This window comes from Streptomyces sp. NPDC055749 (genome assembly GCF_053617235.1).
This window is the reverse complement of the sequence record NZ_JBSHFH010000022.1, coordinates 75,412-89,157: the sequence shown is the minus strand read 5'-3', so window position 1 is coordinate 89,157 and position 13,746 is coordinate 75,412. Positions and strand designations below refer to the sequence as shown.

The window sequence follows — 13,746 nt, the reverse complement described above, 5'->3', positions numbered from 1 at the left end:
GCGGTTACGCCTTGCCGCGCGCGACCAGCCGCGCCTTGCGGGCGGCCAGCTTCTCGTCGAACTTCGACGCCTCGCTGTCCAGGCCGCTCATGTACAGACCGAGCTCTTCCTGCGCCTTGAGACCCTCCGGGCCGAGCCCGTCGATATCGAGGACCTTCAGGTAGCGCAGGACGGGCTGGATCACGTCGTCGTGGTGGATCCGCATGTTGTAGATCTCGCCGATCGCCATCTGCGCGGCGGCACGCTCGAACCCCGGCATGCCGTGTCCGGGCATCCGGAAGTTGACCACGACATCGCGCACGGACTGCATCGTGAGGTCGGGGGCGAGCTCGAAGGCCGCGCCCAGCAGATTCCGGTAGAAGACCATGTGCAGGTTCTCGTCGGTCGCGATCCGCGCGAGCATCCGGTCGCAGACCGGGTCGCCCGACTGGTGGCCGGTGTTGCGGTGCGAGACACGCGTCGCCAGCTCCTGGAAGGCGACGTACGCGACGGAGTGCAGCATCGAGTGGCGGTTGTCGGACTCGAAGCCCTCCGCCATGTGCGCCATCCGGAATTCCTCGAGCTTGTCCGGGTCGACGGCGCGCGAGGTGAGCAGGTAGTCGCGCATCACGATGCCGTGACGGCCCTCCTCGGCGGTCCAGCGGTGCACCCAGGTGCCCCAGGCGCCGTCGCGGCCGAACAGGGAGGCGATCTCGTGGTGGTAGCTGGGGAGGTTGTCCTCGGTCAGCAGGTTGACGACGAGGGCGATCTTGCCGATGTCGGTGACCTTGGACTGCTCGGCCTCCCAGGCCTGGCCGTCCTCGAAGATGCCGGGGAAGTTACGGCCGTCGGAGAACGGAACGTACTCGTGCGGCATCCAGTCCTTGGCGACCTTGAGATGGCGGTTGAGTTCCTTCTCCACCACCTCTTCCAGTGCGTACAGCAGCTGGGCGTCGGTCCACGCCTTCGAACTGCCGAGATGGGGAGAGGTGATCGTCACGGGGGCTCCTGGGGACGGGAGAATTACCTACGGCCTCGTAGGTTACGTGACCGTAGGTTAAAGCGAGGGTAAGGCCATAGCCAAGCCCGTCCCCAGCGGCGCCCGATTACGCCCCGTTATGTGTGCAGGTCGCGGACGCGTACGGAGAGGCAGGTCACGCAGCCTTCGAGCTTCTCGTACTCGCTGATGTCCACCACAACGGGTTCGAAACCGAGCCCGGAGAACAGCTCGGCGGACTTGGGCGCGCTCGCGGCCATCAGCAGTCTCCCACCGCCGAGCAGCACCACGTGCGCACCGGCTTCCTCCGGAACCGGGAGGAAACGGCCGAAGAGGGAGACCTCGTCGACCAGGGGCGGGTATCCGATGACCGTGCCGTCCGGAAGAGCCGTCACCGCGGACTTGAGGTGCAGCACCTTGCTGACCGGTACGGCCACGACGCGGGCGCCCAGCGGCTCGAAGGCGGCCCGGAGCTGGCGCACCCCCTCGGCGTTCGTACGCCCGCCCCGCCCGACGTAGACCGTGTCGCCAATCTTGAGGACGTCGCCGCCGTCCAGCGTGCCGGGCGCGCGGACCCGGTTCACCGAACAGCCGAGCCGGACCAGGGCCTCTTCGACGGCGGAGGTCTCACCCCTGCGGGACTCCGCCCCGGACCGGGCGACCAGGGCGACGTTCCTGAACATCACCACGGTGTCCTCGATGAACACGCTGTCCGGGAACTCGTCGGCGGCGGCCACTTCGACCGTCTCCCAGCCGTGCTCGCGCAGGGCCGCGACATAGCGGTCCCACTGCTCGTGGGCGAGGGCGACGTCGACCGATGTGCGTTCCAGGTGGGTGACGAGTCCCTCGGCGAGACGTGGACCCGCTCGGCGGACGAGGGCTTTGGTGCTGGGCATGGGCAGTGCTCCTCAGGATCCGGCGTGGCTGCGCGTCCACTGGCAGTTCGATGCGCTGCGCATCATCCTCTACGACCAGCATCCGGCCCACGAGGCGGGCGAGCGGTCGGAAGGGTGCCGTGAGCGCCGCAGCCCTAGCATGTGGCTGATGGCCGCGGCCGTCGACGCGCACGGCGGGGCCTGGGGGCTCGCTCCCGCACTGATACCGTCCGGCGGCTCGAAAAGCTGGGCGTGACTTCAGCGGATTCTTGCGAGGAACACTGAGAGGCTTCAGCCCAGGAGGAATCGCATCCTGCGATGTGAGGCGCGGGGCTTCGCAGACGTCTACTTTGGGGCACAGAGTGCCCCTGCCGTCACCAGCCGAGCCGGGCACGTGAATCGAATGGTAGTTCGATGAATCACTTGATCGGGCGAAAGGTGTGCGGATCCGGCTGGCTTGTGTGACTGGCGGACTAATGTCCGGGGCATGAAGGTGGTGGTGCGGGTCAAGCTGCTGCCGACGCCCGCGCAGGCGTCGGCACTTGAGGCAACCCTGACCGCCTGCAATGAGGCGGCGACCTGGGCGGCGTCGGTCGCGTTCGAGAAGAACACCTACCGCAACCTGCCCCTGCGCAGGCACACCTACCAGGAGATCAAGACCCGGTGGGGCCTGGGCGCGCAGGCCGCCCAGCACGCGATCAAGAAGACCTGCGACGCCTACACCACCTTGAGGGCGAATCTCCGCGCGGGCCGTTACGGCCGGCCTGGCTCGAAACGCCACACCCGCGCCTCCGGCAAACCCATCGTCTTCCGCCCGCAGGCGGCGCTGCCGTACGACGACCGCATGCTGTCCTGGCAGCACGAGCCACGCAAAATCTCGATCTGGACCACAACCGGGCGGCTGAAGCGCCTCGCCTTCACCGGGCAGGCCGGCCAGCTGGAGGTCTTGGCCCGGCACCGGCAGGGCGAGTCGGACGTGGTGCGGCAGGGCGGGACATGGTTTCTGATCGCGACCTGCGAGCTCCCCGAAGCCGCCCTGAACGCGCACCCGGTCGCATTTCTCGGGGTGGATCTGGGCATCGTGAACATCGCCGCCACCAGCGACGGCACCCGCCACTCGGGCCGCCGCATCAACCGCAAACGGGCCAACGACCGGGTACTGCGGGCCAAGCTGCAGAAGAAGAACACCAAGTCCGCGAAACGGCGGGCGAAGAGGTGCGCGGGCCGCGAGGCCCGTCGCAACAAGGACATCAATCACAAGATCAGCAAGAGGATCGTGGCGGAGGCTGCACGCACCGGTCGCGGAATCGCCGTTGAGGAACTGACGGGCATTCGCGAGCGGGTACGGCTGAGAAAGCCCCAACGCACCACGCTCCACTCCTGGTCCTTCGCCCAGCTCGGCTCGTTCATCGCCTACAAGGCGCAACGTGCCGGGGTGCCGGTGGTGTACGTCGATCCGGCGTACACCAGCCAGGAATGCTCGCACTGCCACCACATCGAACGCGGCAACCGGCCCTCCCAGGCCGTCTTCGCGTGCAGGTCCTGCGGATTCGTTGATCACGCAGACTGCAACTCGTCCCACAACATCGCCCGACGCGGCTGGTGGCAGTGGGTCTGCGGGGCCCAGTCAACGGCCCCAGCTCTCACCCTCACCGCATAGCGCGTGAAAACGAGAGTAGGACGCAGCCGGATCCATCACAGCCAGTGAGGGTCACGAGCAGCAAGCCCGAGACTTCAGTCCCGGGTCGTTGACCGGTAGCGCTCCGCGGCACACCGTCCCGCCGCCTGCCGTTCCCGGCGCGGTGGCACCGGACCCTGCCGCGTCCCGGCCGGCCGCGAGAATCAGCAGGACCCGCCCAGCAGGTCGGTCAGGCTCCGGTCGAGGTCCAGGAAGCGGTGTTCGTCACCGACCGGCACCAATTCCTGTGCACGCTCCAGGAACCGGCGCAGTTCCGCGGTCCGCACATGCACCATGGCCACACCCTCGACGGCATGGAATTCCAGGACCGTCCGCTCGTAACCGAAGGGCCTCACCCGTACGTCCCCGACGCCGGCCGGGGCGTCCACCCCCGTCGTGAGCAGCTCGCGCGAGAACTCCCAGGAGACCTCCGTCCCCTCCAGAGTCGCAGGGGCCGGGAACGCCATGCGTACGGCGAACGGGTCCTTGCGGTCGTACTGCAGGGTGGCGGGCAGAGTTTCCATCCGCGGAGCGGATGCGACCATGCGGGCCTGTACGGACTGCTCGATAACGCTGGACAAGACCTGCTCCCTCTCGCGCGCGGTGAACGGTTCCCGGCACTGGAGTAGACGACGGAACTCATCGATTCGTGCACTGGGGTGCGCAGTGAGCTGCGTCACCGCCGCCCGTGGGGTAGCTTCCAGCGCCATGAAGGCCATGGGAAAGACGAGACGACTGATAGCAATGGGGCTGTGTGGGGCGGCAGTTACCGCCGCTCTGGCCGCGCCGAGCGCACAGGCCGCACCTACCGCACCGGAGGTACGGGGCGCGGGCTGGTCCCTCACCGATACCGGCACGACGGCACGCTTCCGAGGACTCGCCGCCGTCAGCCGCAGTACCGCCTGGGTCGCAGGCTCGAAGGGCACCGTCCTGCGCACGTCCGACGGCGGCAGGCACTGGCGGAACGTCTCACCGCCGGGGGCGGCCGAGCTGGAGTTCCGCGACGTCGAGGCGTTCGACAGCCGGCGCGCGGTGGTGCTGGCCATCGGGGAGGGCGAGGCGTCCAGGGTCTTCCGTACGGACGACGGCGGAGCGACCTGGACGGAGTCCTTCCGTAACACCGACGCCCGCGCTTTCTACGACTGCATGACCTTCTTCGACCACCGGCACGGGCTCGCGATGAGCGACCCGGTGGACGGCAGGTTCCGCATCCTGTCCACCGACGACGGCGGCCGGAGCTGGACGGTGCTGCCCACGGCCGGGATGCCGGCCGCCCAGCCCGGCGAGGCGGGCTTCGCCGCGAGCGGCCAGTGCCTGGTCAGCTCGGGCCCGAAGGATGTCTGGCTGGCCACCGGTGGCGCGGCCACCGCACGCGTCCTGCACTCCGGCGACCGCGGCCTGACCTGGACAGCGGCCGAATCGACGATCCCGGCGGGCGACCCGGCGCGGGGCGTCTTCGGTGTCGCGTTCCGCGACCGTACCCACGGCATCGCGGTGGGCGGCGACTACCGCGCCGACCAGCAGTCGCCCAAGGCATCGGCCGTCACCTCCGACGGCGGACGCGACTGGCGGCAGTCGGCCACCACACCCCCGGCCTACCGCTCGGGCGTCGCCTGGCTCCCGCACAGCAGGTCCGGCGCACTCGCGGTCGGCCCGACGGGCACGGACCTGACCCTCGACGCGGGCCGGACCTGGCGCACGGTCGACACCGGCTCGTACGACACGGTGGACTGCACGGCGGACTTCGGGTGCTGGGCGTCGGGGGAGAAGGGCCGGGTGGCCGTACTCAGTCCCCACGCCACCCCGAGCACCTCCGCGGCTACTGCCGGTACGGAGCCAGCTCCGGTGACGTTTTCGTTGCGATGAACTCCGTGATCCGGTAGGCGCACACGCCCTCGGCCGAGAAGGGGTCGGCCGCCGCGATCTTCTCGATCTGCGCGCGGTCGTCCCCAACGGCCAGGATCACACCGCCGTCCCGGGGATTCTTGCGGCCCGAAGCGATGAAGACCCCGGCGGCGTACTGCGCGTCCAGCCAGGTGATGTGCTCCCGCATCAGCGCGTCGACACGCTCGACAGGGGCGGTGTAGGTCAACTCGAGTACGAACATGATCGCCAGGCTACCTAAGCTGGACCCCACTATGACTACCTTCCGCATGCCTGCCGACGAGGCCGAAGCCCGGGCCATTCAGGACTCCCTGCGCGCCCAGGTGGTGCTCGACGAGCCCGGGCCGCCACCCGGCACCGGCCTGGTGACCGGCGTCGACGTCGCCTACGACGAGAAGAAGGACGTCGTGGTGGCGGCGGCCGTCGTTCTGGACGCCGAGACGCTCGACGTCGTGGAAGAGGCGACCGCCGTCGGCACCGTCACCTTCCCCTATGTCCCCGGGCTCCTCGCCTTCCGCGAGATGCCCACCGTGCTGGAGGCACTGGAGTCCCTGACCGTCGACCCCGGGCTCGTCATCTGCGACGGCTACGGTCTTGCGCACCCCCGCCGCTTCGGGCTGGCCAGCCATCTGGGCGTACTCACCGGGCTGCCGGTCATCGGCGTCGGAAAGAACCCGTTCACCTTCCACTACGAGGCGCCGGGGCCCCTGCGCGGTGACACCTCGCCGCTCCTCGACGGAGAGGAGGAGGTCGGCCGGGCCGTGCGTACCCAGGAGGGCACCAAGCCGGTATTCGTCTCCGTCGGCCACCGGATCGGTCTCGACAACGCCTGCGCCCACACCCTCCGGCTGGCCCGCCGCTTCCGGCAGCCGGAGACCACCCGCAGGGCCGACGCGCTCTGCCGCCAGACGCTGCGCGAGGCGACCGCCTGAGCAGGACCGCCTGAGTATCCGTACGGATGGCGCCCGCCGCTCATGATCGGCAGGCTGGAACGCATGAACACGCATCGCACGAGTGTCCGATCCGTACCCATTCAGCATGCCCAGCGCCGTGTCGCGGTGGGCATGCTCCTCGGCGCAGTCGCCGGGCTCGTCTGGGCCGGCGCGATGCTCTACACCCTGGCCTCCTGGGTCCTCTGACCCGCCGGCCTCAGCGGACCGCGGCCACCCGGAAGCCCATCCCGGCCGCCTTCAGCCGCTCCAGCAGCGCATCACCCATCGCCACCGCGGTGGTGACCTGGCCCGAGGTCGCGGGAAGGTCGTCCAGGGCGAGGCAGAGCGCCGACTCGGCGAGCATCTTCGCCGTCTCGCCGTACCCCGGGTCCCCGCCCGACACCTCCGTGAAGACCCGGCGTCCGCCGCCCTCCCCGACGAACCGCACCGTGAACCAGCTGCGCTCCCTGCGCGCCTCGTCGGGCCCCTGCCCCGGTTCGTAACGCTGCATCAGCCAGTCCCGTGCGGCCGGGAGCTGGGCCGCCGCCAGCAGTGCGCCGATGGCGGCGGTGCCGCCGAGCGCCACCGGCAGGTGCTTCACCGAGGCGAAGTGCCGGTAGCGGAAGTCGGGGCCGTACCGCTCCAGCGTCCGCGCCGAACGCTCCACGACCTGCGGGTCCAGGGTCGGCAGAGGGAGCGCCCAGGTGCCGGTCTCCGCGCTGAAGTGCGGGGACCCCAGCGGGGACCGCGCCCGGCGGCCGACCAGGCGCGGCTCGTGCAGGCGCCGCGCCTTCGCGGCCCGCAGCATCTGCGGGCCGCGGCCCATCGCGGTCAGGGCCGAGGCGAACGTGCCTCCGGAGAATGCGGCGTTGCTGCGGACGAAGCCGTCGACGGACAGCGGCACATCGCTCGGCAGCTGCTGGACGGTGAAGTACACCCCGAGGTCGTGCGGTACGGAGTCGAAACCGCAGGCGTGCACGATCCGTGCCCCCGTCTCGCGGGCCCGCGCGTCGTGCTCCAGATACATCCGGTCCACGAACTCCGCCTCGCCCGTGAGGTCGGCGCAGTCCGTCCCGGCCTCCGCGCAGGCGGCAACCAGCTTCTCCCCGTACCAGACGTACGGTCCCACCGTCGTGGCCACGACATGCGTGGACTCGGCCAGCTCGCGCAAGGACTCCGCGTCGTCGGCGTCGGCGTGCAGCAGGGGCAGGTCCGCACAGCCCGGGTCGATGGCCGTGAGGTGTTCACGCAGCTGTTCCAGCTTGCTCCGGTTCCGCCCGGCCAGTGCCCAGCGGCACGTGTCGGGGGCGTGCGCGGCCAGATATTCGGCCGTGAGCACCCCCACGAACCCGGTGGCACCGAAAAGGACGACGTCATAGGGGCGTTCTGCCCCGTTCTGCCTGTTCATGAGTGCCTCCGCAGGGGCCGGCGCCGATGTAGCAGGCAGAGGTTAGCGGAGGCCGACGTGGTGGTGCGCCCCGGGAGGGTTCTGTGCGGGATGCTCCGGTGAAAGAGCGGCGAAAGAGCTAAGCGCTTGCTCGGCCCAAGGGGTTGTGCGGAGCGCGGCACGTTCTTAGCATCGTTGATGTTACATCGGTTGTGTCACACCTCTGGGGGCTTGATGGCAAGGGCAGAGAGCGTTCCGCAGGGCCCGCTGACAGGGGTGCGCGTGGTCGAGCTGGCCGGCATCGGACCCGGCCCGTTCGCCGCCATGCTCCTGGCCGATCTGGGCGCCGATGTGGTCCGCGTCGACCGGCCGGGCGGTGCGGGGCTCGGTATCGATCCCGCCCTCGACCTCACCAACCGCAACAAGCGCTCCGTCCTGGTCGACCTCAAGGCCGAGGACGGCCCGGCCCGGGTGCTGGACCTCGTCGAGCGCGCCGACATCCTGATCGAGGGCTACCGGCCCGGAGTCGCCGAACGGCTCGGTGTGGGCCCCGACGCCTGCCTGGCCCGCAATCCGCGGCTCGTCTACGGGCGGATGACCGGCTGGGGCCAGGACGGCCCGCTCGCCCCCCGCGCCGGGCACGACATCGCGTACATCGCCGTCACCGGCACCCTCTCCATGATCGGCAGGCCCGGAGAGCCCCCGGCCGTCCCCGCCAACCTGCTCGGCGACTACGCGGGCGGTTCCCTCTACCTCGTCGTCGGAGTCCTCGCCGCCCTCCAGCACGCCCGGACGCCGGGCGGCGCGGGCCAGGTCGTGGACGCGGCGATCGTCGACGGAGCCGCCCACCTCGCCACGATGATCCACGGGATGCTGGCGGCGGGCAGCTGGCAGGACCGGCGCGGCTCGAACCTGCTGGACGGCGGCTGCCCCTTCTACGGCACCTACGAGACGGCCGACGGTCAGTACATGGCGGTGGGGCCGCTGGAGCAGCGGTTCTACGAGGAGTTCATCGCGCTCCTCGGGATCGCGGACGAGGCGCCGGACCGTGCGGACATCACCCGCTGGGGCGACCTGCGCGCCGCCGTCGCCGGGCGCTTCCTGACCCGTACGCGTGAGGAGTGGACCAAGGTCTTCGAGGACACGGACGCCTGCGTCGCCCCCGTCCTCTCGCTCCGCGAGGCCCCGCACCACCCGCACAACGCCGCCCGCTCCACCTTCGTCGAGCACGGCGGCCTCACCCAGCCCGCGCCCGCGCCCCGCTTCTCCGCCACGCCGGTCTCCGTGCGCCGCGGGCCCGCCCTGCCGGGCGCCGACACCGAGGACGTGGCCCGAGACTGGGACGTACCGGGCATTCGCACCAGCTCCACCGACGACGACCGGCTCTAGGGGGCCTCAGTGCAGCGGCAGATCTTCACCGGAGAACACGACGCGTTCCGCGAAACCGTCCGCACCTTCCTCACCAAGGAAGTCCTCCCGCACTACGAGCAGTGGGAGAAGGACGGCATCGTCTCGCGCGAGGCCTGGCTCGCGGCCGGGCGGCAGGGACTGCTCGGTCTCGCCGTCCCCGAGGAGTACGGCGGTGGCGGCAACGCCGACTTCCGCTACAGCGCCGTCCTCGCCGAGGAGTTCACCCGGGCGGGTGCTCCCGGCCTCGCCCTCGGCCTGCACAACGACATCATCGGCCCCTACCTCACCGGCCTCGGCACCGAGGAGCAGAAGCGGCGCTGGCTGCCCGGCTTCTGCAGCGGCGAGACCATCACGGCCATCGCGATGACCGAACCGGGCGCGGGCTCCGACCTCCAGGGCATCCGCACCACCGCCGAGGACAAGGGCGACCACTGGCTGCTCAACGGCTCCAAGACGTTCATCTCCAACGGCATCCTCGCCGACCTGGTGGTCGTCGTCGCCAGGACCACTACCGAGGGCGGCGCGAAGGGACTCTCGCTGATCGTCGTCGAGCGCGGCGCGGAAGGCTTCGAGCGGGGCCGCAACCTCGACAAGATCGGCCAGAAGTCCCAGGACACCGCCGAGCTGTTCTTCAACGACGTCCGCGTCCCCAAGGAGAACCTCCTCGGTGAGCGCGACGGCGCCTTCATCCACCTCATGACCAATCTGGCGCAGGAGCGGATGGGTATCGCGGTCGCCGGAATCGCCGCCGCCGAACACCTCCTGGAGATCACCACCCGGTACGTCAAGGAGCGCGAGGCGTTCGGACGGCCGCTCTCCAAGCTCCAGCACATCCGCTTCGAGATAGCCGAGATGGCCACCGAATGCGCCGTCACCCGCAGCTTCCTCGACCGCTGCATCGTCGACCACTCGGACGGGGTGCTCGACGCCGTACACGCCTCGATGGCCAAGTGGTGGGCCACCGAACTGCAGAAGCGCGTCGCCGACCGCTGCCTCCAACTCCACGGCGGATACGGCTACATGGCCGAGTTCCCGGTGGCCAGGGCGTTCACCGACGGCCGTATCCAGACCATCTACGGCGGCACGACCGAGATCATGAAAGAGATCATCGGCCGCTCGCTCCTCGCCTGACCTCCGCTGCGCAACCACCCTCGAAAGGCTGCTGTCTTGAGTACCGAAGCGTTCGTCTACGATGCGATCCGCACCCCGCGGGGCCGCGGCAAGGCCAATGGCGCCCTGCACGGCACCAAGCCGATCGACCTGGTCGTCGGCCTCATCCACGAGATCCGTGAGAGGTTCCCGAACCTGGACCCGGCGGCCATCGACGACATCGTCCTCGGTGTGGTCAGCCCGCTGGGGGACCAGGGCTCCGACATCGCCCGCGTGGCCGCCATCGCGGCCGGGCTGCCCGACTCCGTCGCGGGCGTCCAGGAGAACCGCTTCTGTGCCTCCGGCCTCGAAGCCGTCAACCTGGCGGCGGCCAAGGTGCGCTCCGGCTGGGAGGACCTCGTCCTGGCCGGCGGCGTCGAGTCGATGTCCCGCGTCCCGATGGGCTCCGACGGCGGCGCCTGGGCCATGGACCCGATGACCAACTACGAGACGGGCTTCGCCCCGCAGGGCATCGGCGCCGACCTCATCGCCACCATCGAGGGCTTCTCCCGCCGCGATGTCGACGAGTACGCGGCCCTCTCCCAGGAGCGCGCGGCCGAGGCGTGGAAGGCCGGCCGCTTCGCCCGCTCCGTCGTCCCCGTCAAGGACCGCAACGGCCTCGTCGTCCTCGACCACGACGAGCACATGCGGCCCGGCACCACCGCCGACTCGCTCGCCGCGCTCAAGCCGTCCTTCGCCGCCATCGGCGAGATGGGCGGCTTCGACGCGGTCGCTCTCCAGAAGTACCACTGGGTCGAGAAGATCGACCACGTCCATCACGCGGGCAACTCCTCCGGCATCGTCGACGGCGCCGCCCTCGTCGCCATCGGCTCGAAGGAGGTCGGCGAGCGCTACGGCCTCACCCCGCGCGCCCGGATCGTCTCCGCCGCCGTCTCCGGCTCCGAGCCGACCATCATGCTGACCGGGCCCGCGCCCGCCACCCGCAAGGCCCTCGCCAAGGCCGGGCTGACCATCGACGACATCGACCTCGTCGAGATCAACGAAGCCTTCGCCGGAGTCGCCCTGCGCTTCGTCAAGGACATGGGTCTCTCCCTGGACAAGGTCAACGTCAACGGCGGCGCCATCGCGCTCGGCCACCCGCTCGGCGCCACCGGCGCGATGATCCTCGGCACCCTCGTCGACGAGCTGGAGCGGCGCGACAAGCGGTACGGCCTCATCACCCTCTGCGTCGGCGGCGGCATGGGCATCGCCACCGTCATCGAGCGTCTCTGACCGTCCCCGGCCAACCCTGCTTACGGAGAAGACAAACCAATGACCGAGAGCACGACCATCCGCTGGGAACAGGACGAGACCGGCGTCGTCACCCTCGTACTCGACGACCCCAACCAGTCCGCCAACACGATGAACCAGGCGTTCAAGGACTCCATCGCGGCCGTCGCCGACCGCGCCGAGGCCGAGAAGGACTCCATCCGGGGCATCATCTACACCTCCGCGAAGAAGACCTTCTTCGCGGGCGGCGACCTCAAGGACATGATCAGGATCGGCCCCGAGAACGCCCAGCTGGCGTTCGACACCGGGACGGCCATCAAGAACTCCCTGCGCCGCATCGAGACCCTCGGCAAGCCCGTCGTCGCCGCCATCAACGGAGCGGCGCTCGGCGGCGGTTACGAGATCGCGCTCGCCAGCCACCACCGCATCGCCCTCGACGCACCCGGCTCCCGCATCGGCCTGCCGGAGGTCACCCTCGGCCTGCTGCCCGCGGGTGGCGGAGTCACCCGCACCGTACGGCTGATGGGCATCGCCGACGCACTGCTGAAGGTCCTGCTCCAGGGCACCCAGTACACCCCGCAGCGGGCGCTGGAGAACGGACTGGTCCACGAGGTCGCGGCCACTGCCGAAGAGATGCTCGACAAGGCGCGCGCCTTCATCGACGCGAACCCCGAGTCGCAGCAGCCCTGGGACGTCAAGGGGTACAAGATCCCCGGCGGCACCCCGTCCAACCCGAGGTTCGCCGCCAATCTGCCGGCCTTCCCCTCGAACCTGAAGAAGCAGCTCGCGGGCGCCCCCATGCCCGCGCCGCGCAACATCCTCGCCGCCGCAGTCGAGGGCGCACAGGTCGACTTCGAGACCGCGCTGACCATCGAGGCCCGCTACTTCACCGAGCTGGTCACCGGCCAGGTGTCGAAGAACATGATCCAGGCGTTCTTCTTCGACCTCCAGGCCGTCAACTCCGGTGCCAGCCGCCCCAAGGGCATCGAGGAGCGCCCCGTCCGCAAGGTCGCCGTGCTCGGTGCCGGGATGATGGGCGCGGGCATCGCGTACTCCTGTGCGCGCGCCGGTATCGACGTCGTCCTGAAGGACGTCAGCACCGAGGCCGCCGCCCGGGGCAAGGCGTACAGCGAGAAGCTGCTCGACAAGGCGCTCTCCCGGGGCCGTACGACCGAGGCTAAGCGCGACGAACTCCTCGCCCGCATCACGCCGACCGGCGACCCGGCCGACCTCGCGGGCTGCGACGCCGTGATCGAGGCCGTCTTCGAGGACACCTCGCTCAAGCACAAGGTGTTCCAGGAGATCCAGGACATCATCGAGCCCGACGCGCTGCTCTGCTCCAACACCTCCACGTTGCCCATCACCGTCCTCGCCGAAGGCGTCTCGCGGCCGGTGGACTTCATCGGGCTGCACTTCTTCTCGCCCGTCGACAAGATGCCGCTCGTCGAGATCATCAAGGGCGAGCGGACCGGCGACGAGGCCCTGGCGCGCGCCTTCGACCTGGTCCGGCGGATCAAGAAGACGCCCATCGTGGTCAACGACTCGCGCGGCTTCTTCACCTCGCGCGTCATCGGCCAGTTCATCAACGAGGGCGTCGCCATGATCGGCGAGGGCGTCGAGCCGGCCTCGGTCGAACAGGCCGCGGCGCAGGCCGGCTACCCGGCCAAGGTGCTCTCCCTGATGGACGAGCTGACGCTCACCCTGCCCCGCAAGATCCGCAACGAGACGAAGCGGGCCGTCGAGGAGGCGGGCGGCACCTGGGCCGGGCACCCCTCGGACTCCGTCATCGACCGGATGGTCGACGAGTTCGAGCGCCCCGGGCGCAGCGGCGGTGCGGGCTTCTACGAGTACGACGAAGCCGGTAGGCGGACCCGCCTCTGGCCCGGCCTGCGCGAGCACTTCGCCAAGCCCGGCGTCGACGTCCCCTTCACCGACATGAAGGAGCGGATGCTGTTCTCCGAGGCACTGGACAGCGTCCGCTGCCTTGAGGAGGAAGTCCTCATCACGGTCGCCGACGCCAACATCGGCTCCATCATGGGCATCGGCTTCCCGGCCTGGACCGGGGGAGTGCTCCAGTACATCAACGGGTACGAGGGCGGCCTGCCCGGCTTCGTGGCGCGCGCCCGGGAACTCGCCGAGAAGTACGGCGACCGCTTCCTGCCGCCCGCGCTGCTCGTGGAGAAGGCCGAGAAGGGCGAGACCTTCCACGACTGACCGGTCCCGTC

Annotated in this window: 14 protein-coding genes; 9 read left to right on the top strand and 5 right to left on the bottom strand. The window is 69.9% G+C overall.

The window, feature by feature from the left end:
- Positions 1–4: 4 nt before the first annotated feature.
- Both ACWGO0_RS18760 and ddaH read right to left on the bottom strand, forming a co-directional pair.
- Positions 5–979: an acyl-ACP desaturase gene (locus tag ACWGO0_RS18760; RefSeq protein WP_453535656.1), complete on the bottom strand. Its 975-nt coding sequence runs from the start codon at positions 977–979 to the stop codon at positions 5–7.
- A 116-nt stretch (positions 980–1,095) separates the two neighbouring features.
- Positions 1,096–1,872 (bottom strand): dimethylargininase, encoded by a 777-nt coding sequence (ddaH, locus tag ACWGO0_RS18755; protein ID WP_453535653.1) that lies wholly within the window; start codon positions 1,870–1,872, stop codon positions 1,096–1,098.
- Here ddaH and ACWGO0_RS18750 point away from each other — a divergent pair.
- Both ACWGO0_RS18750 and ACWGO0_RS18745 read left to right on the top strand, forming a co-directional pair.
- Positions 1,871–2,107 (top strand): hypothetical protein, encoded by a 237-nt coding sequence (locus tag ACWGO0_RS18750; RefSeq protein WP_453535650.1) that lies wholly within the window; start codon positions 1,871–1,873, stop codon positions 2,105–2,107. The genes ddaH and ACWGO0_RS18750 overlap by 2 nt on opposite strands.
- Before the next feature lie 231 nt (positions 2,108–2,338).
- Positions 2,339–3,511, top strand: coding sequence for an RNA-guided endonuclease InsQ/TnpB family protein (locus ACWGO0_RS18745; RefSeq protein ID WP_453535647.1), 1,173 nt, complete (start codon positions 2,339–2,341; stop codon positions 3,509–3,511).
- A gap of 182 nt (positions 3,512–3,693) precedes the next feature.
- On the opposite strand, the gene ACWGO0_RS18740 is transcribed toward ACWGO0_RS18745, so the two are convergent.
- A complete protein-coding gene (locus ACWGO0_RS18740; protein WP_453535644.1) occupies positions 3,694–4,110 on the bottom strand; it encodes an SsgA family sporulation/cell division regulator in 417 nt (138 codons plus the stop codon).
- A 127-nt stretch (positions 4,111–4,237) separates the two neighbouring features.
- Here ACWGO0_RS18740 and ACWGO0_RS18735 point away from each other — a divergent pair, with 127 nt between their 5' ends.
- Positions 4,238–5,395, top strand: coding sequence for a WD40/YVTN/BNR-like repeat-containing protein (locus ACWGO0_RS18735; protein WP_453535641.1), 1,158 nt, complete (start codon positions 4,238–4,240; stop codon positions 5,393–5,395).
- On the opposite strand, the gene ACWGO0_RS18730 is transcribed toward ACWGO0_RS18735, so the two are convergent.
- Positions 5,349–5,636 (bottom strand): YciI family protein, encoded by a 288-nt coding sequence (locus tag ACWGO0_RS18730; RefSeq protein ID WP_453535638.1) that lies wholly within the window; start codon positions 5,634–5,636, stop codon positions 5,349–5,351. The genes ACWGO0_RS18735 and ACWGO0_RS18730 overlap by 47 nt on opposite strands.
- Positions 5,637–5,682: 46 nt before the next feature.
- On the opposite strand from ACWGO0_RS18730, the gene ACWGO0_RS18725 reads away from it, so the two are divergent.
- Positions 5,683–6,345, top strand: a complete 663-nt coding sequence (locus tag ACWGO0_RS18725; RefSeq protein ID WP_453535636.1) for an endonuclease V — start codon at positions 5,683–5,685, stop codon at positions 6,343–6,345.
- A gap of 63 nt (positions 6,346–6,408) precedes the next feature.
- Entirely contained in the window at positions 6,409–6,552 is a 144-nt protein-coding gene (gene mmpA, locus ACWGO0_RS18720) for a morphogenic membrane protein MmpA (protein ID WP_453535633.1), read from the top strand.
- A gap of 10 nt (positions 6,553–6,562) precedes the next feature.
- Here the strand turns inward: mmpA and ACWGO0_RS18715 are convergent, their stop codons facing one another.
- Positions 6,563–7,753 carry a saccharopine dehydrogenase family protein gene (locus ACWGO0_RS18715; RefSeq protein ID WP_453535630.1) on the bottom strand — a complete coding sequence of 397 codons (1,191 nt, stop codon included), beginning with the start codon at positions 7,751–7,753 and terminating at the stop codon, positions 6,563–6,565.
- 213 nt (positions 7,754–7,966) lie between these two features.
- Between ACWGO0_RS18715 and ACWGO0_RS18710 the strand changes: the two genes are divergently transcribed.
- Genes ACWGO0_RS18710 through ACWGO0_RS18695 form a run of 4 tightly spaced genes read left to right on the top strand, consistent with a single transcriptional unit; the run spans position 7,967 to position 13,735 of the window.
- A complete protein-coding gene (locus ACWGO0_RS18710; RefSeq protein ID WP_453535627.1) occupies positions 7,967–9,121 on the top strand; it encodes a CaiB/BaiF CoA transferase family protein in 1,155 nt (384 codons plus the stop codon).
- 9 nt (positions 9,122–9,130) lie between these two features.
- Positions 9,131–10,273, top strand: coding sequence for an acyl-CoA dehydrogenase family protein (locus ACWGO0_RS18705; RefSeq protein WP_453535624.1), 1,143 nt, complete (start codon positions 9,131–9,133; stop codon positions 10,271–10,273).
- Positions 10,274–10,309: 36 nt separating this feature from the next.
- Entirely contained in the window at positions 10,310–11,524 is a 1,215-nt protein-coding gene (locus tag ACWGO0_RS18700; protein WP_453535621.1) for an acetyl-CoA C-acetyltransferase, read from the top strand.
- Between the two features lie 39 nt (positions 11,525–11,563).
- A complete protein-coding gene (locus ACWGO0_RS18695) occupies positions 11,564–13,735 on the top strand; it encodes a 3-hydroxyacyl-CoA dehydrogenase NAD-binding domain-containing protein (protein WP_453535618.1) in 2,172 nt (723 codons plus the stop codon).
- Positions 13,736–13,746 lie beyond the last annotated feature (11 nt).